Raw genomic sequence first — 21115 nt, 5'->3', positions numbered from 1 at the left:
CGGCATATCCATTGGCATACCTTTTCCTAAGGAATGGCTTCAGCCTCTGTTCTGCCGACTCCACCTGTTCTTCATACCTCATGGCCTGTCAGCGATGACGCACGCAGGAGTATTGGCGGGATGGTTTCGGGAAACATGGTTCCATCATTCCCATCCTCAGTTGCAAAGTTAAGATAACATAGATGTAATCTCCTGCTTTTCACGCTGTTATGCGCTTATAGCAGAACTTGTCGAACGATCTCCGTTAGCTTAACGACAAGTTTGGAGATATGTTCTCATGGGGTACGCCAATATAATCACAAATCAATATTTTATTACCATGCTTTTGCTGTTTTTCCGTGTTCAAATTTGTCTATAAGAAAAGTAAGTATTCTATCGGCTGCATACTCAGGTGTCTTTAACATTTTCTTATTTACAGTAGTTGTATGCATGTCAGTATCGACCATCCCAAGCCTAATAGCCATTATTTTAACATTGATTTTCTCAATCCCAATGCTTTTTGTGAATGTTTCTAAGCCAGCTTTTGATGTAGAATAACAACTTCCGCCTGATGACAAATTAAATGATGACCCAGATGAAACATTTAAGATTTTTTTCTCAACATTAAATTGCTCCGAGTATTTTATGAAGCAAGAAGTTAGGATCATCGGTGAAACCAAATTGATATTCATCATTTGAATTATTGAAGTTGGATCTGTTTCTTCTATAAGTTGATTAAAAACAATACCAGCATTATTGATAAGATATATTGATTCAACATTCGATGTATCAATCTTCTCGAAAACTTTTTTCACGAATTCATCAATTTCGTGTACGTTGTTTAAATCGAATTCGAAATAATCCATTTTATGCTTCTCGGAGTGAGCAAAAGCAACCAGTGAATCATTCTTTTTCCTTGAAACGCATAGTAGGTGGTGATTCTTAGATAAAAGTTTTCTACAAAGGGCTTCGCCTATACCACGTGATGCTCCCGTCAAAATAATGTACTTCACTTCCGATCCCCCAATCTTATACAGTCTTCAGAACTCTTAAAAATTTATTAAACTCATTGTTATTCCACACTAAATATTTTTTTCCTTCCTATCGCTATCCTGCCCGTAGTTTAATAAAGCGAGCAGGCTGCCGCAGGCGCCTGCTCGTACCTGATTAAACTATCGTTTCCCGTTGAACGAGGTCCCCACTGATCTGCTGGTTACACAAAAAGCGTGCACCTGCATGCAGGTCAGTAAGGGGTACCACTAACAAAATAACGTTCAATGAATAGTGTGATTTTTCTCCATTTTAGCTAAAATAGATCTAAATAATTGAAAACAAATTGTTTTCAAAATTAAGAGGTGACTTGGATTGCCAGAAGATGAAGTAAGAGTACTACAAGGTAATCAATCTAATAATTCAATCACGACTTCCAGCGGTTTTCAAATATATTTAAAACATTAGGACTGCCTTTTGACGGCATTCTAGTATCAGACCATCCTATTTATGAGGAATCATAGTGGGCTTCTTGCCCAACCGATGAAGCTATAACCACGCATGAATTATTAGTGACATCTTAGAAAATTTTGAAGATAAATTAATTGAAGTAATCGTGATTTGCAGAATAGGTAACGGAGCTTGGTATCAGGAAGGGGTTTCCCCTATGGCCAAACCTGTATACGATGAAATAATTTATATAATCTTGTTGGAGGATGATATGGGAATGGAGTACAGTGTATCCGGAAAAAGTGTGTTGGAGTTTTTTGGACTGACAGAGGCAAATATCAGTGAGCATCTTCTTTCAAGAGAAAGTATGCCCGAGCAGCTTTGGGCATTTTTATGTGTAGCCATGAACAATCCTTTATTAGAGACTGCAGACTTTTGGTCAAACGGCAAGTTTCTGTCTCTGTATAAAGATTATATTGAGCAGCGGATTGAAGATGAAAGTGATTATTGGGCAGAAGATCCAGACTCTTGCAAAGACGACACCTATTATCAGTTCTCTCTGCTCCCCAGAGAGCGCTGGCCAGAAAAGGTCAGTGAATTCCTTGTCATTGGCAGCGATTTTGGTGCCGCTATTGTCAGTTTTGGAATACGCCAGGAACAGTTACATGACAATAATCCGCCAGTTTTTATGAATCATGAGGCCAATGATATTACGGATTGGCGGTTGCAGTGGAATAGCGTTTCTGACTATCTGTTGGAGGTCGTCTACGATTGCCTTTGGGAAACATGTTATGATACTGCTCATCGTGTGCTGGAAAAGCAGGGTTGGACCTATAAAAAACTTACAAGTTCAACAGATATTCAAAGGTTGCTCGATGAAAATGGAATTGATTCTGCTACGCTACATAGAATTGGAACCTCGTATTTAGATGCTTCGGAGTCTCTGGCTTGTTGTTATGATAAGCAAAAACAAGTACTATATATGTTCAAATTCAAGGGGCAGTGTGTTGAAATCTGCGAAATCAAAAAAGCATCTACATAAACAGCTAATGAGCATATAACTGGTGTCGACATAGGAGAGCCGTCCCGACTGCCTAACTATGGCTGACTCTAGGCCTCTTTAACTGCTTTCGTCGGACTCTTGTTTGCAAGCCATCTCAATTGAATTATCGTATCCGTCCCTCAGTTGAATGAGTTCCGATTTTCCGCAGAAAATATCCCTTGTTCCGCACCAAACCTTTGGACTTTCCTTTCTAAAAGCACGAATCCGTTGTGTAGGAACGATTTAATGTATCATTAAACTTTGCTCGTGTATGCTCTTCAAGAATGATGCCACCCATTTTCATAGTAGCTTAATAAAAGAACAGACGCCGCGGCGCTTAACCGTCAACGTTCTTGCTTATTACGGTAACTACCGTGAAACGATCATAATATGCACAGAAGGCCGTCGAAGTAATCAACGGCCTTGTTGTCGGTGATTCAACTATCGTCTCCGTAAGCGTAATGGGCTAACGGGTGTTCTAACCTTAGTAGCCTTATTCTAAAAGGACAGGAATCATTAAGGAAACAAATATTGTTCCAACCAAGAATGAGATTAATAATATTTTCAACTCAAGTTTTTTTATAAATATTACACCCAAAATAGCTAAAATAGCGGGGATGCCCCATAAGAAATAAATCAAGTGCTTCATTCCAATGTTGAAGATAGCAAGTGCGGATAGTGAATTAATGTAAAGAATAGATCCAATTAATATCCAGAAAGAAGACAAGAATAAGAGCCCAACCATTATGTTAGAAAGAAATCTAACTTTGATCACGAAATCCCCCTCGCTTGATGATTACGTCTTGCTATTTATTATACCAATCCATTACTTGGAAGTTACGTCTACATAATTTAACTATCGTGTTCCGTTAGTTTAAATGTTACCCTTTCGTTCTAACCTTTGGCACAGTAATTCTTTATATCCGTTAAATTGTTGGCAGGCCCCTTTGGGCATGTTCGGTTTTGGGATTGTCAGATGGAGGACGTCCCATCTTTTTGGACGACATAGCTTCACCTCACTTTTTGTGGGTATAAGCCTTGCCGTTTTTTTCTTGGCAGGTTGAAGGGGTTACAACACGAGACTACTGTACGCTTTCGATACGTGTCGATCAGGCAACCTTGAGTAAGCTTGATGCATGTACCAAAAAGCTGAATACGACCCGTTCGGATGTTGTTCGCAGCGGGATTGAAAAGGTGCATGACGATCTCCAAAAATAACAAGGAAGCAAGAAGAAGCTGCAATCTGCGCTCTATATGCACATAGAGGAGGACTGCAGCTTCTTTATTCATACTTACTACTCGTGATCTTATGGAACTATGCCCGGATAAATAAGCTGAATTGCTGGCTGGTTTTGACCGGCTCCTGCGCCATCGTATAACCGTGCTTGACGACTTCCTCGGGTACGTTCCGAAAAGCGGACGGACAGTCTGAAATGACCTGAAGAATTTGCCCCTTTTTCATATCCCGCAAAGTTTCAAGTGTATAGATGACGGGATAAGGACAAGATTCGCCCAGAAGATCGAGTGTGAAATCAACGGTCATGGGTTGCTGCACCCCCTTTCTTAAAGCCTGAACCGAAACGGTAGTTCTTTTGCCAGTAAGCGGCGATAGCGAATCCGATTCCGAGTACGAGCAGGGTAACGAGCAATGCCGCTCCCGGCCCCATGGTGGTAATCAAATTAATAGGTGAGCCGCTCTTCACCAGAAGATTGTACACGCCTGCATGATCCCAAGCATAGGCCAGCAGGGTAGCTCCAATAATATTGCCGACAAACACAGGCAAAAAGACCACCTGTCCCTCCATCAGCCGGTACATCATGCCGGTTTCACAGCCGCCGGCCATGACGATTCCCAAGCCGAACAGCAATCCCCCGATAAAGGTGCTCGGTGCGGCTATTTTCGTAATCGGATCGAGACCGTATACCACAATAATGATAAGCGTGGCAATAGAACTGACCGCCATGCCGATGGCAATTGCTTTGGTCATCGTGGCCCGGCCGCTGATCCAAAGATCGCGAAAGGCGGAAGTAAAGCAAATTTGCCCTCGTTCTATTAATATACCGAATCCGGCCCCGAACAGGGCAGCTGTCCCCAGCATGGTCTGCCCGTCTGCGTACAGGTATACAATCAGGCCTGTATAGGCAAGCGCCAGAATGGCTCCTATGAGAGGCTGACGATTACCGGTTTGTTCAACGGGCTTTATGGTGCCGCCCTTTTTGAGAACAGGCTTCCCTTTCCACCATCTCGTATTGACCAGCTTGGCCCCCAGATAAGTACCCGCGGCAGTAGCAACAATGAAAATCCAGGAATGGAGCGAGAATTGAGGCACTCCAGTAAAAAAGGCAGCGAGATTACAGCCCAGAGCGAGACGAGCTCCAAAGCCAGCGATAATTCCTCCGACAAATCCCTGTATATACCGCCGCTTCTGTCTCGGTATGCGAATTTTGAAATTGCCACTGAGCAGAATTGTAATGAGAGCTCCGATAAACATGCCCCATACGATCCAGCCATCGGTCCTGGTCCAGGTTGTTCCGTTCATATGGATGAGGTTGAAATATTCCCAGTCCGACAGATCTACTCCGAAGGCAGCCAGAATATGACCACCCAGCCGGGTAAACTCGCCAGTAACTGCCCACACCGTATTCGTAATTCCAAAATAGACGGCGCTGAGAACACCAGCCAGGGCCATAACCAGATAGGGGCTCCAATAGTTTCGAAACCATGTTGAATATAACTTTTTCACGTGCTTAATAGCTCCTTATCCGATAGAGTGACTAAGACAGTTCTTTATCTTACTATACAATGAAAAGTATCACCTGCATATTGTACACTTTTGCGAGAATTCTGGGGAGTAGATAAAACAGTGAGTCGCTTCCCCCCAGAAATCGCTAAAGGAATGAACTTGGGATTATTAATCCATATGGAGGTATTTCAACTTATCCAGTTTGTATCCGTTCGTTCTCCTGCTGAAGGTGGTATGTATAGTCCAAAACCCAAAAGAAAAGATGCTGCATGGAGTTGAAAAAAGAATGAATAAGGATATTTTACTAGAACTATCTAAAACGCTGAGTACAGAATATGAAATAGGAATTTGGTCAGAGACAACGGATTTTTTTGAAAGGCAAGCTACTATTGCAGACTCTTCTATTAAATACAATGAAGGTCAGTATAACATTGTCGTTAAACTAAAAGAGTTTAATTTAACTGCGGCAAAAACTGTTTTTGCTTCCCTAGTAAGATTTATTGAATATAAATCGACATTCTATGTGAGGGAAGACAAAGAAGATTCATTTGAATACTACCTGCTTTCTGCAACCGATAGCAAAAAAGCTTTCTTATTTCATATTGTTTTTCAGTAAGTTCGAGACCTTGAGTGGATCCCTTCAAGGTCTTTTTCTTTGTACACCCCACCCAGTCCCGAATGAATTGGGTTGCAAAGTCCCGACGAGCTTATTTCGCAACAATAAAGAGACATAACAAAAAATCGAGCAATTGCTTGTGGCCGGCACTATCTCCGCGGCGGCCGATGCACAGTATTCCCACTGGCTGCTGGAGCTAACTGCGGAGGATTATCTTGTGCTGCTCAACATCGCCGATCGCGGGATGCCATCCGTCTTTGCCGCTGCCGAGGCGATCAAGCAGGAGATTGCAGAACATCATGCTGCCGTCATGCACGATCGGGATCGGCTCTTACTGCATGACGATCAAGGAGCTACCGCAAGCGTATGAGGAGGCGCTGCAGTATCGGGGGATGACGAACGGCGGCGAGGTGATCTATATTGAGGATGTCAGGCTGCGGCAGCAGTGTGCTCCCCTACCCGAAGGACAAGGAAAGGAAGCGACAATGCTAATCTGTTTTAAAAATGGCGACGAGCAGAAAGCGCTGGCGGTGTTCTCCGAGTGGGACAGCGAGATGAGAGCGAATGGGGGGCTGGTGTCGTCTCGTTTGCCCAGGTGCATCATGCTTACTTGCTGCTGCACGTAAGCATGATGGAGATGGTGCGGGAGTTGAATCTCGATATGGACGAGATGATGCCGGATGAGCGCCTGCTGGAGGCTTTTACGCCTCGCTGCAGCCGTGAGTGATGGGCATACGCAAGGATTGGCTCGACAATGTCGGCATCGACAAACTCCCAGAAACGCTGGACGAATATCATGAGGTGTTGAGGAGATTCACCTTCAACGATCCGGACCAAAACGGAAAAAATGATATGTATGGCGGCCATGGCATTCAGTTGTATTTGCGCGGCGCATTCGGCTTCGGATCAGGCACGGGCATCTATGCCGATGAGAGGGGAGGGCTGGGGATGTCATTTGGGACGATTATTTTCATGGCGTGCAGGATCCTTGCTTGAATGTGCTGCGGGACGGTACGGTTTTTGCCACCTATTTCACTTGGAAGGTGTATGAAAAAGGGGATGCGCCCGCTGCTTTGCGGCCAGGGACGTATCATCATATGATGGATAAGTGGATTGGCGTGATGGCAGGCACATATACGATCCGTTCATCCGATGGCGGGAAGACCTGGGACCACCCGGTCCGGGTGGAACTGGGCGATGTTGTTATCCGCGGCAATTGCGTGGAGATGGAGGATGGCTCGATTATCGCTCCATTGTATGGGCAGCATGATGGAAGCGGCGGAGCATCTGATGTCATCGTGGGACGTACGTCCGACCGTGGACAAAAATGGGAGAGGCTGGCGATCGTCAGCAGTGACGGCGGCCAATATCATTTTCATGAGCCAAATCTGTATCAAACCCCTTCAGGCAAGCTGATTTTATTTATCCGCAGCGTACGGAGGGAGGTCGATCCGGGCGAGCGCCATCTGGCCTCCCCGTTGTTCATTGCGGAATCGACCGATGGAGGCCGCACTTGGACAGAGCCGAAGATGTGGCCGATCTACTCGCCGAGCCCGTTTCATCTGCTGCGTCTGCAGGATGGCCGCATCGTGCTCAATTATGGCTATCGCCTTGTGCCATACGGTATTCGCGCGTTCGTGCTTGATCCGGAATGCTCGAATTTGGCGACAGTGGAGGAGACGGTGCTGCGCGACGATGGGCACGGCACTGATATTGGCTACACCAGCGCTGTGCAGCTTGCGGATGGACGGATTCTGATCGTCTATTACTACTATGATGGCGAGGAAGACTATAGCCGCTATATTGCGGGAACTTTGTGTCAGGCGGATTAGATGAAATGAAGAAGCACCGTTAGAAGGTCGAGCCTTCGGGCGGTGCTTCTTTGTTTATTTTCTGGAGCGGATCACCGTCCTTGCGATCGGTGCGGCAAGCGCCAGAAACGCGAGAATCAGAAAAGTAAGCGAGATCGGACGCGTAAAGAAAATATCGTAGCTCCCCTGGTTCATAATTAAAGCACGGCGGAATGCCGACTCGGCCATAGGACCGAGTATTAGGGCAAGCAGCACAGGGGACGCAGGAAAGCCGTATTTTTGCATTCCGTACCCAATACAGCCAGCTGCAAGCATAACGATAACGTCGAAGAAGCTGTTGTTGATCGCATACGAGCCGATGACACAAAGCACGAGTATGATGGGAATGAGTACAGCTTTGGGAATTTGCGCCACATAAGCGAAGAAACGCACGCTGGACAGCCCCAGAATAAGCAGGAGAAAATAACAAACGAACATCCCGGCAAACAGCGTGTAGACTAGTGGTCCGTTGTTTTGGAACAACAGCGGCCCAGGCTGCAAGCCTTGAATCATAAAGGCGCCCAGCATGACAGCGGTAATCGCATCGCCGGGGATGCCAAGCGTCAGCATCGGCACGAGTGCGCCGCCGGTAGAACCGTTGGCAGCAGATTCGCTGGCGGCAATTCCTTTGAGGCTCCCTTTGCCAAACTCCTCTTTATTTTTCGACCAGCGCTTCGCTTCATTATAGGAGACGAACGCAGCAATATCTCCGCCAGCACCTGGTACGATACCTAGAAACACGCCAATGAACGAAGAACGAATCCATGTTGGCAAGAAGCGGGCCAGCTCCTTGAATTTAGGGAATTGGCGTGTCTGTTTCACGGAGATCCGTTCGGATTTGACCCATTGTTCGATCAGGTGAAAGGCTTCCGATGCAGCAAATAGACCAATCATGACCGGGATTAGCGCAAAGCCGTTCAATAGTTCAACCTGGCCGAACGTAAAGCGCGGTGTACCGGCGACCGGATCCATGCCGATGCTAGCCACGAGCAGGCCGGCAACACCGGAGATGAGGCCTTTAATCATATTTTCGCCGCTAATGCTGGCTATGATCGTCAGTCCGAAGACAGCAAGCGCAAACGTTTCTGCGAGGCTGAACTTCAAGCCGATTTCTGCAAGCTGCGGCGCAAGCAGGACGAGTGCGACGATACTAAGCATGCCGCCAAAAAAGGAAGACATCGTCGCAATGCTGATTGCTTTGCTGCCAAGCCCTTTCTTCGTTAACTCATAGCCGTCCTGGGCAATTGCTGCAGCAGCAGGTGTTCCGGGTGTTTTTAACAATATCGCTGTAATGGAACCGCCGTATATGCCGCCGAAATATACGCCAAGCAGCAATAACAGTCCGATTGAAGGCGGCATGCCGAATGTAACAGGTAATAGCAGGGCGACACCCATCGTCGCGGTTAGCCCAGGCAGTGCTCCTACAATAATGCCGATAGCCACAGCTGCGATCATCGTAATGATGACATAGGGATCCAGCAGACTCTGGAAACCCTCGAGTAGTAAATGGAATGAGCTCATCCGAATCCCTCCTACCAGATCGCTTCAGGCAGCGGCACAGCCAGCAAGCGAACAAAGCCAAAATAAAGTACAATCGTAATGCCAATAGACACGGAAAGCAGTACAATCCAATTTTTCACTTGTAAAATACGCATTTGTACAAATAAATATAACATCGTGGCGATAATGAACCCGGTCAAGTAGTTGCTGAGTAGCGCGTAAGCGACTAATGCGCCAACGCTTTTTGCAAGCAGCCAATAGTTCGATCCCGCTATCTTTTCACCTGAATCTGCAGCCGGCGGCTTGCTATTGAACCATAGCAAAACAGCTAACAGGAGCAAGATAACACCTAGCGCCCGAGGGAAAAAAGCAGGCCCCATCTCATATTGCCCCGCTTGGTTGAAGGACTGGGAAACCGTCCAAACCATTACCGAAATCGCTGCCAATACAATAGCAATGACGCGATCTGCCCTTATTGCTCTCATAAGCGAGTCACCCCAATTGTGTGAAGACTTGGACCTTGATCTACTTCATATTTTTGATCATTTCGCCGAGAATCGTATAATCCTGCTCCAGAAATTCGCTGAATTGCGCGGAGTCCTTGAATAAAATGCGAAAGCCGTTTTGCTCCATGAAAGTTTTGAATTTCTCATCATTTACGGCTTTGCTGAATGCATCGGAAAGCGTTTTCACCACTTCGGCAGGTGTATCCTTCGGTACGCCTAAACCTCTCCACGGTCCAAACTCTCCAATATCCAGTCCAAGTTCCTTCATTGTGGGCACATCTGGCATAACGGCAGCACGTTCCTCCGCCATAACGCCTAATGTTTTTAATTTTCCTCCCTGTACTTGCGCAAGCACTTCACCAGTAGTAACGGTAATGACATCAATATGATTACCAAGCAGTGCATTAATCGTTGGAGCTGCACCTTCAAAAGGTACATGTGTCATGGAAATGCCGGCAGCTTCCTCGAACAGGGCGCCAGCATAATCCTTGCTCAATCCTGAGCCGGAGTTTCCGACCTTCAACTTGCCCGGATTTTCTTTTGCATATTTTATTATGTCGTTTAATGTATGAAAGGGTGAATCTGTTGGAACAGTAATCGTTGCCGGATCCATATTGATTAAGGCAATCGGTGTGAAATCTTTATAGCTGATTGGTGCAAGGCCTGCATGCGGCATAGTAGACAAAGCGAGTGTAATCATCGTCACAGTATAGCCGTCAGCCTTCGCATTGGCGCCTTCTGTCATGCCGACAGCACCGCCGCCGCCAGTTTTGTTCAGGATCGCCATCGGCTGTCCCAGATAGGATTCGGTAGCCGAGGCTAGCGCTCTTGCTACAGCATCAGTACCCCCGCCAGCTGAATAAGGAACGATCATCGACACAGACTTCTTCGGAAACTCATTTTTTTGGCCGCCTGATCCGGAATTGCTGCATGCCATTAGTGAGATGACCATTGCAAGCATGATAAATATTGTAGTTGTTTTCTTCATAGTTCCAATTCGCTCCATTCATCTAGTTATTTAATCGTATGGCCCCCGCCAATAAAAAAAGATGACAGATAGATATGTAAGCGCTTCACCTCCAATGATCAATTTAGAAATGGATCATCCCTCGCTGTTGCAAATAAGAATTCTTGATGCACACGCTTGCAAAAGGAGTTGGTAATTATCTGACCCAATTTCCTTTTTATTATAACAAATTTTTTCTCAATGTAAATAAATTTTCTAAATATGCAAAATATGCGATTTAACACGTGATTCAAGACAGGTAGAAGTGATGCTCATTATTACGGGAGTGTAGTTTCGTACCGGGTTTAAGTTTCTATGCTATACTTATTGCATAATCTGCATGCTAGAGTGGAGTGGTAAAATATGCAATTTGTGTTTGACCTTGATGGGACAATTTGCTTTAAGGGCAGGCCTATATCGGAAACGATATTGTGTGCGATTGAGCAAATTGAAGCTGAGCGGCATGAAGTGATATTTGCTTCGGCAAGACCGATTCGGGATATGCTGCCTGTGCTGCACGAACGGTTTCACCGGCATACATTAATTGGCGGCAATGGCGCTTTAGTATCACAGCAAGGGACGGTCACGTTCGCGGAGGCTTTTACGAAGGAGCAGGCTGCAGCGCTGCTGCAGTTAATTACTGAGCATGAAGCGACTTATTTGATTGATAGCGATTGGGATTATGCCTATACCGGGCCCGCGGATCATCCGATCTTGCGGCAAGTGGATACAGCGCGTTTGGCAAAGCAAGTGGATGTGGCGTCACTGTCCACCTACGTCAAAATGCTGCTGCTGACGGCAACTGACATGGAGCGCCTGTCTGAACGGCTATCCGCGCTTGATGTTATCGTTCATCGGCATCGCAATGAGAATGTGGTCGATATTAGCCCGGCGGGGATCCATAAATGGAATGCGCTCAAGCAGGTGGGCGTGGCAGAGCAAGCTTTTGTGGCATTCGGCAATGATGCCAACGATATTCCGATGTTTAGGACAGCCCGGCACGCGGTCATGATCGGCCATCATGACGAGTTGGCTCCCTATGCTGCCGAAGTGTTAGCGCTCGATGAACAGATAGAAGCAAAGGTGGCGGACAAGCTTATCGAGCTTGCGCGTCGATCTTGGCAATAAAGCGAGAAGCCGTTTCTCACGCAAGCTAAGTTGTTAGCTGCTGAGGACGGCTTCTTTTGCTTTCTACGCAGAAATGTTAAAATCTGTGCCTGACTTCCTTCCCCACAGCTAACTGGATTTTATGCAGGTAGAATACCCAGAACAGACGATTTTTGCAGTCTAACTGGAAATCATCCAGCTAGTTCGGGCCAAATCGAGTCTATCCATCTCTAACTCCCATTCTAGCTGTAGGTTTTCCATCTAGTCCGACTATCTAGGGAACAAAACAAAAAAAGAACTGTAGAAAATCCATTTAGTCGGCCAATATAAATAAATCCCCACCCAAACGGGGCTATTCTACAAGTTTCTTTAATCTTTAACAACCCATATTGTGGTAAATCAACTGGCCTGCATAACATACATCATTTTCGTACAATCCAGCCTTCAAGTCCGTCTTCAAGTCCCGCCTCCGTTCACCCCACCAGCCTCACCACCAGCCTCATCACCAGTTCCGCCTTCGGCCCCGGCAGCGAGGTAGCGATGGGCCACCTCTTTCAGCAGCCCGTCGTCTTTGCCATACAGTTCAAACCGCGTGACCGTATTGTTGTCCTCCTGATGGTAGATCATCAGATGCACCCAGCCTGATGCGGTTTGTTTCATTACCGCAAGGTCAGCGCCGAATTCCTCAACGAATGACCAATCGGCCGAGAAGGCGTGAGCGTACGTCGTTTTGTCCAGCCGCTGCAAGGCTTGCGTACTCATTTCATCTGTGTCCTGCAGGACGATCAACTGCTCCTGGGCGGCGTTTTCGAAAATTTCAATGTAAGACGGCGGCAGATCGGTTGTTACGCCACTGCCATCATCATTCCATCTTACATAACCGGTACTCGTTGTTTTCTTCCACTCACCCCATTGCTCGATCCGGCGCAGCGGATAGGCGGAAAGCTGTTTGACCTGCTCGGCGTCCACTTGTTTTAAATCATGCAAAATTCCTCTGACCATTTTCGACGGATCTTCCATTACAGCGCTGTTTCCGGGGTTATCGTCTTCAATGCTTGTGTTTGTAATGGTAAAATTTTGGTTGCCCCATATTTTGCCGTTTGTGTAGTAGGAATAGACCGCGGTCGGCAGAACGATAACCAATAGTAAGATCAGAGCTGCGTAAGCGGGACGTAACTGAAGCCTGCGCAAACGGGGCTCGCTGCTGCGTTTCTTGCCAAGCAAATGCTCTGCCGTAACTGAGGTATGACGATGCTCCACCGCTTTTTTCAATGTGGTGGCAATTTGTTCCTCCAGCTCATCTTTTTTATTCATAGACGTTGCTCCTCTCGTTCCTTTCATTCTGCTCCTCTATCATATAAAGGCGCAGCTTCGCAAGGGCGGCGTTAAGCCGGGACTTGCAGGTGCCTAACGGAATTTGCAGGGCGTAGGCCACCTCTTCCAAGCGCAAATCCTGATAATAATGCAAAATAATGACCTCCCGGCATTTTTGCGATAGCTGCTCTATGGCGTGCCATAGCTGAACTTCCCGTTCTGAAGTAAATTGCGTCGGCCTCTCTTGGGCATCGGGAAGCGTCTCCTGTTCCTGCTGTTTGAACAAACGCAGCCATCGCTGCTTGCGCTGCAGGTTGCGGGCGACATTGACGGTCAGTCTGTACAGCCAGGGGCGAAAAGGTTTACTTTGATCAAATAAATGGTATTTGCCGATGAGCCGTAAAAACACTTCTTGGGTAATATCGTCAGCGATTGTTTGCGACCGGCTTAATAGATACGCGGTGCGAAACACATATTCCCCATGCTCCGCAAACAGCTCGGCCAGTTGCTCCTTCGAAAGAGCATTAGTTGATTTGGTACTAATGCCGGATCACTCCTTTCTATATCAAATACACTGCGAGAGCGGGCTTTTGTTCGATTAATTTTTTGATTTCTTGAAAAATTGATCTGAAAATGAACCAATTCAGCAGTTGATGGCTTTATATACATAGTACGCGTCATTAAATGATCAAGGAGGAAACTAGATTAATGAAAAGATTAAAGTCAAATGGTGCCAAAGTAAAGCTTGCAGCGGGGCTGCTGGCGCTGACGACGCTACTTGCCGGATGCACCGGTGGAGGCGAGGCGGACCAGCAAGGGGACTTGTCCGGCAGCTTCGTTGAATGAATAAAAGAAAAAAAGCCTTCTTAAGCGGCCTTTTGGATTAGGCACAGGCTTAAGAAGGCTTTTTGCCGGCCAGATGGATGGACGGACTAGAGATCAGTAACGGATGTGCAGTTCCGGCGTCTCAAGCCGCTGTTTGCGGTACAAGGCCTCCATCGCCAGATTGATCAGGCCGCTGGACATCAGGATTCGTTCGGCCGGGAACGGCTCCCGCCCGGTCATAATAAATTGCTCGATCATCGCTGTAAGGCGGGCAAAATGCTTCCACGGACGGTCGGTATCCGTCTCGCTGACAGCAGCGGTAATCGTCCCGCCATCGCCCCGGAAGGCAAAGCCCCATTGATCGGCAATCGTATCCTGCTGCAGGACATAGCCGGTAAAGCCGTCGCAATATTCGACCTTGAATAATATTGGCGCTTCTGGCGACAGCCGGGGATGAGCAGCGCCTTGCCGCTCCGGGTAGCAGGACAATGCCCGCAGCATTAAATCCTCCGGCCATTCACGGGCGTCCATCGCCTCCCACACGTCATCGCCCTGTAAGACAGAGACGGCCTGGACACCGGTTTCGCCGCCGCGCCGCTGTTCGGCCATCGACTGCATCAGTTCAAGTCCGTGGTAACCGTAAGCTTCAATCGCGTTCGAGAAGCTGATGACAAGCAATTCGCCGGCTTCCTGCAGCAATGCCGGATCGAAGGAAGGAACCGGCGGGATATGCGGGATCGATGAGCCGCCCATAAAGGGAATGCCGCGGCTGCGGAGCTGCCGGAACATCCATAGGGAATCGTCAATGCAGTAGGAAAGATGTTTGTCAGAGAAAATAGGAACAGTTAAGGCGCATTGCTCCAGAGCGTCCAGCGTTTCGGTCAGCAGACGGCGGCGCGGATACATTTTCTGCCCCTTCTCATCGTCGGGATAATCGCCATGCTCGCCAATAATGACAACGCCGTCGAGTCCGCCCTGCTGATACGGAGTCACAATAGCTTCGGAAATGGTGGGATAAATCGGAATTTGGCAGCGTGCCGCCTCTGCGCGGCTCATATCGTTGTCCGGCACTTGATCGGTGTAGATGGCCGCAACTTCGACCTGCGGCATGTAATTAAAATCGCCAAGCAGCCGTCCTAAAATAACGTCTGCATGCGAATTGTAGCGATATTCGGTGATGATGGCGGCGACCCGCTTGGCATTCCCTTTCGGAATGGCGTTTTTTGTTTCCATTGTGAAGTGTACCCTCCTTTAGTGCAATATTCCGCCGGTAACCGGGTAGAGCGATCCGGTTACATAAGAGGCGGCGTCAGAGAGCAAAAAGGCAGCGACTTCATTGATTTCATTCGGTGCGCCGCTGCGGCCGAGCAGTGTAATTTCTTGCATGTTCTTCCTGTGGGATTCCGGCATGTTAGCGAGCCATTGCTCCGATTTGAAATCGCCCGGCACAACGGCGTTAACGCGGATATTCCGGGACGCGTATTCGTAGGCGGCGATCCGGGTAAGCTGTTCCAGCCCGGCTTTTCCGGCGCCGTATCCGGCATTATGCGGCCGCGGAATGGTGCCGAGCACAGAAGAGGTGCTGACGATTGAGCCGCCGCCATTTTCCCCCATTAGCGCCGCGGCATATTTGATGACCAAAAAGGCGCTCGTCAACGTTCCGCGCAGACATTCCTCCCAATTTTGTAACGATTGTGCGGCAATGGCTTCGGCATGATTCGTATATACATTGTGATAGACGCCATCCAGCCGCCCGAAATGCTGGCGAATGCAGCCGATAAGCTGCTGCACCGCTTGTTCATCACAGCAGTCCGCTTGTTGATACAATAAAGCATCTTCGCCAAACCGGCCCAGCAAATCATCGAAGCCGGCAACCGGCTTGAGGTCGCAAGCGGCAACTTTGGCGCCGCGCTGCAGAAATAAGGCGACGGCCCGGCTGCCGGCCGTACCTAAAGCTCCGGTAATCAAAATCACTTTATTGCTCAGCTGCAGCTCACCCATTAACAATCACCCCTGACTCTTGTATATCAGCCTTTCAGTGCACCGAGTGTGGCGCCTTCGGAAATTTGACGCTGGAACAGAATATAGATGAGAATCGTTGGCAGCATGGCGATCACAACACCGGCGAATAAGGTTACCCAATCGGCTTTATATTGCATAATCTGGTTGGCATTGTACATCGCTACTCCAATCGTATATTTAGACGATTCGCTCAAATAGATGAACGGTGCAAGGAAGGCATTATATAAGCCCAAAAACTTGAAGATGGCAACGGTCACAAGACCGGGTGTAGACAAAGGCAGAATGATTCTGGTGAAAACCTGGAACAGGGATGCGCCGTCGATGTAGGCGCCTTCCTCCATTTCTTTGGGCAGTGTCTGCATAAAGCCGCTCAGCAGCATGAGAAAAAACACGCTCTCCCCAAAGCTGTCCAAAATGATCAGGCCCGTCAGGCTGTTCGTCAGGCCGAGATCGCGCATTAATACATATTGCGGAACCAGGGCGTTGATCCCGGGAAGAAAGAGGGAAAGCATAATGGTGCCCCATATAAAGGTGCGGCCGCGGAATTTGATCCGTGTCAGCGTATATGCGCTCAAAGCGGTCAGAAAAGTTCCCAGCACAAGACTTGAGCCTACATAATAAAGCGTATTAAGCAAGGTGGAGCCGAGCTGATAAGACTTCCACGCATTTTTGTAGTTTTCGAACATCAATTTTTTGGGCAGCGCCCATACGTCTGCGAAAAATTCCTTATTCGTTTTTAGCGATTCCAGCAGTACCCACAAGATCGGCAGGACGACTGAAAGGGCGCACAGCAGCATCATCAATCGCCACATAAAATCGATCCATGTACGTTTTGTTTTACGCATCGTCAAGCCCTCCTTCCGGCAGAAGCGGTTAAAATTCAACTTGATCCCGCGAACTGAAGCGGTCGATCAGCAGCTTGGCAATGACAAGCAGGACGAACAGGAACATGCCGATTGCCGAGGCGTAGCCATAGTTGTGAGATTCCTTGCCAAAAGCCATGTTAAACATGTACAGGCCAATGACTTCTGTCGAGCCGGATGGCCCGCCGTTGGTCATAATGAGCATAATTTCGAACCCCTTGAACACGCCGAGAACGAGAAATAAAGTGCTGATCCGGACGATCGGGCTAATAAGCGGGAGCGTTATTTTGCGCAAGCGAGTCATATGCGATGCCCCATCTAATATGGCAGCCTCATATAAGGAAGGCGGAATGGATTTCATCGCATTCATGAAGATGACGACATAAAATCCGACGCCGGCCCAAATCATTGGAGGCAGCAGCGCCCAGATCGCGGTTGTTTTGGAACCGAGCCAATAAAATTCATTGTTATCGATACCGATAAGGTTGAGAAAGGCGTTTAACAGCCCATAGCTGCCATCGTAAATAAACGACCACATTAAAGCGACGACAATCACGGCCAATACATTCGGTAAAAAATAGATCACTTTATATAAAGGCGATTCCGGATAGCCCTTTACATTGATGAGATAGGCAAGCAGGATAGATGGGATAATCGTTAAAATCGGAACGGTGGCCATCAGGATCAAATTGTGCGACAGGGCTCTCCACACATAATGATCCTGAAACAGATAGATGTAGTTGTCGAGTCCAATAAATTTGGCTGCCGTAATGCCGTTCCACTGAAGAACGGAGTAATAGGCTGACATCAAATTCGGATAGAGCGTGAAAAGCAAATAGCCAACATAGCTCGGGCCTAGCGCCAGCACAATAAAAATAGCGGTTTGCACTTTCCGTTTGCTGAAGGCCGATGTTTTTGGCGTCGTCATAGGCGAGCCTCCTCCGCAATTGGTTTGAGAAACGAAGAGGACAGCGGAGCCGTTATTTGCCTGTTTACAAATAACGGCTCCCTAGCCCGTGAATACTTCCTACTTGCGCGACTCCAGCACTTTCTGCATCAGTTTGTCGGCTTCCGCCAGCACGGGAAGCGGGTCTTTTTTGCCGGCTGCGACATCGACGATCATTTCTTCAACCATTTTTGTAGCTTTGGCTGCATCCTGCTCCCCGAAGGAAACGTCGCGGGTACGGGTGGCAAATTGCCCGTTATTATTTTTCATATAGGCCAGCACGGCCTTCGGTGCATCCTGCAATTTATCCAGGTTGCTTTCGTCCTCCGCAAAATCTTTGCGGATCGGGGAGATGCCGCTTTGGCCGTTGACGGCTTGAATATCGTTCGTCATGAGGAACAAAACAAATTCCTTCGCCCACTTCTTCACAATGTCCGGCTTGTTTTTCCAGATCATTAGACTGCCGGCGCCGATGCCGTTCTCGACCCAGATGGGATCGCCTGCGGTATTGCTGAACGGAATCGTCATAAAGCCCCATTCAAAGCCATCGGGAATCGAATCCTTCATCTCATTTTCGACCCAATCTCCGGTGGAGGCTAGAGCGACCTTATGCTGAAGCAATTGCATTTGCGATTGTGTATGATTGAGCGCTGCTGCCCCTTCGACGAAGTAGCCTTTTTTGCCCATTTCGTACATGCGAGTCCAATATTCCTTCACTTCAGGAGTGGAGTACATATTGATGCCGGCACGATAATCCTTCAAGTAGGCTTCCAAATTTCCGGCTTTTTGCGCCAGCTCGAATTGCTTGATCCAGAAAGGATAATACAAATAGGTCGGGTAGATGCCGGGGAAGGTAATCGGCGCGACGCCGTCAGCCTTGATTTTGTCCATAAGCGCGTTGAACTCGTCGTACGTTTTGGGGTTCTGGTTCCAGCCCTTTTCCTCGAAAAACTTTTTGTCGAAAAAGAGTCCAAGCGCATAGGAGCCCATCGGAATTTGATAAAAATGGCCGTTTATTTTTTCGGCATACTCCATGGTGTTGTCGAGAACGACGTCCTTGAGCTTTTTGCCTGGCGCATCCGGCACTTCGCGTTCCCAAAGATCGTCCAGTTGTTCAAAAAGTCCGGCCTGCTGGGCGATAATGCCTTCTTCTTTATTAAAGGTCGGGGAAATAATATCAAACATGTCTTCGTCGTTTTTGGCAGCCATCTTTGTACTGATCACATCGCGGATAACAGGCGAGGAGGTAATGTCGAAGCTGACGTTAGGGTATTTTTCGGTAAATTTTTCGGTCGCATAGTCCATCCAGGCGCGTCCGTAGCCATTTTCCCAATAGCCCCATCGTATCGTCACTTGTTCTGTTTTGGACAGGCCGTTTTCCGGGTAGACTTCATCCTGGGCATTGCCTTTATTGGTGCCGGGATCAGCAGGCTTTGGCGTACTGCCGCCTTTGCCGCTTCCATTGCCGCCGCCGCTGCAGCCAGCGGCCAATACGATAATCAGGCTTATTGTGACAAGACCGGACAGCAGCTTTCTTAATGAATAAGTCATCAATAATCCCCTCCAAGTATCGATTTCTGACAATATCCAATATACGAATGAATGGAAAGTGATATAATGTATGCGCTTGCAGATCTGTTGGTGCCGTTTTATATAAGACTAGTCAATAATTATTTCTCATCCGTGAAAAATATTCCACGCTCGTGAAAAAAAAGGTATCGATCCGCAAGTGCGGTACGATACCTTTCGATCAGGAGGAACTGAGGGGAAGGGACAGCGGCTTATAGCTAAGCAGCCGGGCGCTTTCCTGAATACAGGCGATGGAATGCTGCCAGCTCTGTTCGGTTACGCGGAAATCGGGAATGGAGACGCTGATGGCTGCGATAATAACGCCCGATATGTTGTAAACCGGCGCTGAAATACAGCTGATGCCTTCGATTGATTCGCCGAAATTAAATGAAATGGCTTCGGAGCGAATGGTGCGCAGTTCGTCGAGGAGGCTGCTTACTGTAGTAATCGTTCTGTTAGTAAGCGCTTGCAAGTTGTCGTGAGGGTATAGTTTTCTAATGGCTGAATCGGATAGCCCGCTTAAAATAATTTTACCGGAGGCCGAAGCATACAAGGGCAGCGATTGCGTAAATTGGATAGAAAAGCGCCGCGGATCTGGAGGGTTTTTTTGCGCAATGTAGAGCAGCTGGTCTCCTGTGCGAATGCCGAGCATGACAGATTCATTCATTTCTGCGGCGGCATGCGAGCCAACCCGCTCGAATTCGCTGAGCAGCGTCGTGCTTTTGGTAAACATATTGCTAATCTCGAATATCTTATAGCCGAGCCGAAAATATTTGCCGGATTCATCCGTTTCAAGATAGCCGCGCGCAAGCATATTTTGCAGTAATAAATGTGTGCTGCTAGGAGGCATATCAAGAAGCTTGGCAATCTCCGTTAAATTATACTTCTCGTCCGTCGGAGAGAATAATTCCAAGATGTCCATTACCCGGTCTGCCGATTTAACCCGCGCATCTGGTTTTGACAAATGGCACAGCCTCCCTTTTCCATTTCTGAGTTCAGTTTACAATATGAGACAAAGCTGTGTCCATGACAAAAATAAAAACTAGGTATTGTCAATCATTTGAATTCATGCTAGAATGATCTCAGTCAAAAATGACCAAATGAACATTTTGGTCATAAAGTTTGAAGCGGGGTGGTCATATGGTGCTTGACCGTCGTGAACTGATTATTGAAGCCGCGGCAAAGTCTTTTGCCCTTTTCGGCTATAAAGCGACAACGATGGAGCAGGTTGCCAAAATCGCTAATGTAGGCAAAGGAACGATCTATACGTTTTTTGTTAACAAAGAAGATCTCTTTCAAGAGGTGCTGGATCGCTTGATCAAGGAGATGAGATTGGTAGCCGAGTCGGTCATTCAGCCTGAGCAGCAATTTTTTGATAATTTAAGCGATGTTCTTGAACGGCTGCTTGAGTTTCGCGAGGAGCATGCGCTGGCCAACAAGCTATCGCAGGAGGTGCGTGAAATTAGTACCCAGATGGCGCAGGAAGGGATGCAGCAAATCGAGAAGGCGATCATTCATTATATTCGCGAGCAAGTGGCTGCAGCGATTGCCAAGGGGGAGATTAAACCTTGTAATCCTGAAATGACGGCGGTAGTTATGCTGAAGCTGTTCGTGGCATTAACCGCAGACTGGAAGAAAATTCATGCTCCGCTTACAAAGCAGGAGGTAGCGGCCTGGTTTCGCTTTTATTTGCAAGGAGGCCTCGGACTCCAAGCAGCACCGGCATCGTAAGGATGTCATTTATTTTCAACAAAAATGACCAATTGAACAAAATGGTCATTAATAC

Annotated in this window: 23 protein-coding genes; 9 read left to right on the top strand and 14 right to left on the bottom strand. The window is 47.6% G+C overall.

Annotation, left to right across the window (positions count from 1 at the left end):
• Positions 1-314: 314 nt before the first annotated feature.
• The gene (locus ACFQ0N_RS34530) at positions 315-992 is read right to left on the bottom strand and encodes an SDR family NAD(P)-dependent oxidoreductase (protein WP_379334663.1); all 678 of its coding nucleotides are present in this window, start codon (positions 990-992) and stop codon (positions 315-317) included.
• Positions 993-1636: 644 nt separating this feature from the next.
• Here ACFQ0N_RS34530 and ACFQ0N_RS34525 point away from each other — a divergent pair.
• Complete coding sequence (locus ACFQ0N_RS34525) at positions 1637-2461, top strand: hypothetical protein (RefSeq protein WP_379334662.1); 825 nt, start codon at positions 1637-1639, stop codon at positions 2459-2461.
• Between the two features lie 1315 nt (positions 2462-3776).
• On the opposite strand, the gene yedF is transcribed toward ACFQ0N_RS34525, so the two are convergent.
• Together yedF and yedE are read right to left on the bottom strand one after the other, a co-directional pair.
• Complete coding sequence (yedF, locus tag ACFQ0N_RS34520) at positions 3777-4004, bottom strand: sulfurtransferase-like selenium metabolism protein YedF (RefSeq protein WP_379334661.1); 228 nt, start codon at positions 4002-4004, stop codon at positions 3777-3779.
• Complete coding sequence (gene yedE, locus ACFQ0N_RS34515; protein WP_379334660.1) at positions 3994-5205, bottom strand: selenium metabolism membrane protein YedE/FdhT; 1212 nt, start codon at positions 5203-5205, stop codon at positions 3994-3996. The genes yedF and yedE overlap by 11 nt, the downstream gene beginning before the upstream one ends.
• Positions 5206-5491: 286 nt before the next feature.
• On the opposite strand from yedE, the gene ACFQ0N_RS34510 reads away from it, so the two are divergent.
• The 5 genes from ACFQ0N_RS34510 to ACFQ0N_RS34490 all read left to right on the top strand — a co-directional run bounded on the left by ACFQ0N_RS34510 (position 5492) and on the right by ACFQ0N_RS34490 (position 7653).
• Entirely contained in the window at positions 5492-5821 is a 330-nt protein-coding gene (locus ACFQ0N_RS34510; protein ID WP_379334659.1) for a hypothetical protein, read from the top strand.
• Between the two features lie 139 nt (positions 5822-5960).
• Positions 5961-6191, top strand: coding sequence for a hypothetical protein (locus tag ACFQ0N_RS34505; protein ID WP_379334658.1), 231 nt, complete (start codon positions 5961-5963; stop codon positions 6189-6191).
• Positions 6192-6362: 171 nt separating this feature from the next.
• Positions 6363-6548 carry a hypothetical protein gene (locus ACFQ0N_RS34500; protein WP_379334657.1) on the top strand — a complete coding sequence of 62 codons (186 nt, stop codon included), beginning with the start codon at positions 6363-6365 and terminating at the stop codon, positions 6546-6548.
• Positions 6548-6817: a hypothetical protein gene (locus tag ACFQ0N_RS34495; protein ID WP_379334656.1), complete on the top strand. Its 270-nt coding sequence runs from the start codon at positions 6548-6550 to the stop codon at positions 6815-6817. Before ACFQ0N_RS34500 ends, ACFQ0N_RS34495 begins: the two co-directional genes overlap by 1 nt.
• Positions 6818-6819: 2 nt before the next feature.
• Positions 6820-7653, top strand: a complete 834-nt coding sequence (locus ACFQ0N_RS34490) for an exo-alpha-sialidase (RefSeq protein WP_379334667.1) — start codon at positions 6820-6822, stop codon at positions 7651-7653.
• A gap of 54 nt (positions 7654-7707) precedes the next feature.
• Here the strand turns inward: ACFQ0N_RS34490 and ACFQ0N_RS34485 are convergent, their stop codons facing one another.
• The 3 genes from ACFQ0N_RS34485 to ACFQ0N_RS34475 are packed head-to-tail and all read right to left on the bottom strand — an operon-like array spanning position 7708 to position 10665.
• Complete coding sequence (locus tag ACFQ0N_RS34485; RefSeq protein WP_379334655.1) at positions 7708-9192, bottom strand: tripartite tricarboxylate transporter permease; 1485 nt, start codon at positions 9190-9192, stop codon at positions 7708-7710.
• A gap of 11 nt (positions 9193-9203) precedes the next feature.
• Positions 9204-9656 carry a tripartite tricarboxylate transporter TctB family protein gene (locus ACFQ0N_RS34480; protein ID WP_379334654.1) on the bottom strand — a complete coding sequence of 151 codons (453 nt, stop codon included), beginning with the start codon at positions 9654-9656 and terminating at the stop codon, positions 9204-9206.
• Between the two features lie 40 nt (positions 9657-9696).
• The gene (locus tag ACFQ0N_RS34475; protein WP_379334653.1) at positions 9697-10665 is read right to left on the bottom strand and encodes a tripartite tricarboxylate transporter substrate binding protein; all 969 of its coding nucleotides are present in this window, start codon (positions 10663-10665) and stop codon (positions 9697-9699) included.
• Positions 10666-11046: 381 nt separating this feature from the next.
• Between ACFQ0N_RS34475 and ACFQ0N_RS34470 the strand changes: the two genes are divergently transcribed.
• Positions 11047-11811, top strand: a complete 765-nt coding sequence (locus tag ACFQ0N_RS34470; protein ID WP_379334652.1) for an HAD-IIB family hydrolase — start codon at positions 11047-11049, stop codon at positions 11809-11811.
• 435 nt (positions 11812-12246) lie between these two features.
• Here the strand turns inward: ACFQ0N_RS34470 and ACFQ0N_RS34465 are convergent, their stop codons facing one another.
• Together ACFQ0N_RS34465 and ACFQ0N_RS34460 are read right to left on the bottom strand one after the other, a co-directional pair.
• A complete protein-coding gene (locus tag ACFQ0N_RS34465; RefSeq protein WP_379334651.1) occupies positions 12247-13104 on the bottom strand; it encodes a hypothetical protein in 858 nt (285 codons plus the stop codon).
• Positions 13097-13600 carry an RNA polymerase sigma factor gene (locus ACFQ0N_RS34460; RefSeq protein WP_379334666.1) on the bottom strand — a complete coding sequence of 168 codons (504 nt, stop codon included), beginning with the start codon at positions 13598-13600 and terminating at the stop codon, positions 13097-13099. The genes ACFQ0N_RS34465 and ACFQ0N_RS34460 overlap by 8 nt, the downstream gene beginning before the upstream one ends.
• A gap of 212 nt (positions 13601-13812) precedes the next feature.
• Here ACFQ0N_RS34460 and ACFQ0N_RS34455 point away from each other — a divergent pair, with 212 nt between their 5' ends.
• The gene (locus ACFQ0N_RS34455; protein WP_379334650.1) at positions 13813-13950 is read left to right on the top strand and encodes a hypothetical protein; all 138 of its coding nucleotides are present in this window, start codon (positions 13813-13815) and stop codon (positions 13948-13950) included.
• 93 nt (positions 13951-14043) lie between these two features.
• Here ACFQ0N_RS34455 and ACFQ0N_RS34450 read toward each other — a convergent pair whose 3' ends face one another.
• The 6 genes from ACFQ0N_RS34450 to ACFQ0N_RS34425 form a co-directional block, all read right to left on the bottom strand.
• Entirely contained in the window at positions 14044-15162 is a 1119-nt protein-coding gene (locus ACFQ0N_RS34450) for a hypothetical protein (protein ID WP_379334649.1), read from the bottom strand.
• An 18-nt stretch (positions 15163-15180) separates the two neighbouring features.
• On the bottom strand, positions 15181-15930 hold the full coding sequence (locus ACFQ0N_RS34445) for an SDR family NAD(P)-dependent oxidoreductase (protein WP_379334648.1): 750 nt from the start codon (positions 15928-15930) through the stop codon (positions 15181-15183).
• 26 nt (positions 15931-15956) lie between these two features.
• Entirely contained in the window at positions 15957-16796 is an 840-nt protein-coding gene (locus ACFQ0N_RS34440; RefSeq protein ID WP_379334647.1) for a carbohydrate ABC transporter permease, read from the bottom strand.
• 28 nt (positions 16797-16824) lie between these two features.
• Complete coding sequence (locus tag ACFQ0N_RS34435) at positions 16825-17742, bottom strand: carbohydrate ABC transporter permease (RefSeq protein WP_379334646.1); 918 nt, start codon at positions 17740-17742, stop codon at positions 16825-16827.
• Between the two features lie 99 nt (positions 17743-17841).
• A complete protein-coding gene (locus tag ACFQ0N_RS34430) occupies positions 17842-19311 on the bottom strand; it encodes an ABC transporter substrate-binding protein (protein ID WP_379334645.1) in 1470 nt (489 codons plus the stop codon).
• Between the two features lie 199 nt (positions 19312-19510).
• The gene (locus ACFQ0N_RS34425) at positions 19511-20293 is read right to left on the bottom strand and encodes an IclR family transcriptional regulator (protein WP_379334644.1); all 783 of its coding nucleotides are present in this window, start codon (positions 20291-20293) and stop codon (positions 19511-19513) included.
• A 176-nt stretch (positions 20294-20469) separates the two neighbouring features.
• On the opposite strand from ACFQ0N_RS34425, the gene ACFQ0N_RS34420 reads away from it, so the two are divergent.
• Positions 20470-21060, top strand: coding sequence for a TetR/AcrR family transcriptional regulator (locus tag ACFQ0N_RS34420; RefSeq protein ID WP_379334643.1), 591 nt, complete (start codon positions 20470-20472; stop codon positions 21058-21060).
• The last annotated feature ends 55 nt before the right edge of the window (positions 21061-21115 follow it).

It is taken from the genome of Paenibacillus sp. GCM10027626, from assembly GCF_042676285.1.
Classification (GTDB): domain Bacteria; phylum Bacillota; class Bacilli; order Paenibacillales; family Paenibacillaceae; genus Paenibacillus_Z.
The sequence above is the reverse complement of the archived record's forward strand: the minus strand, read 5'-3'. Positions and strand labels throughout refer to the sequence as shown.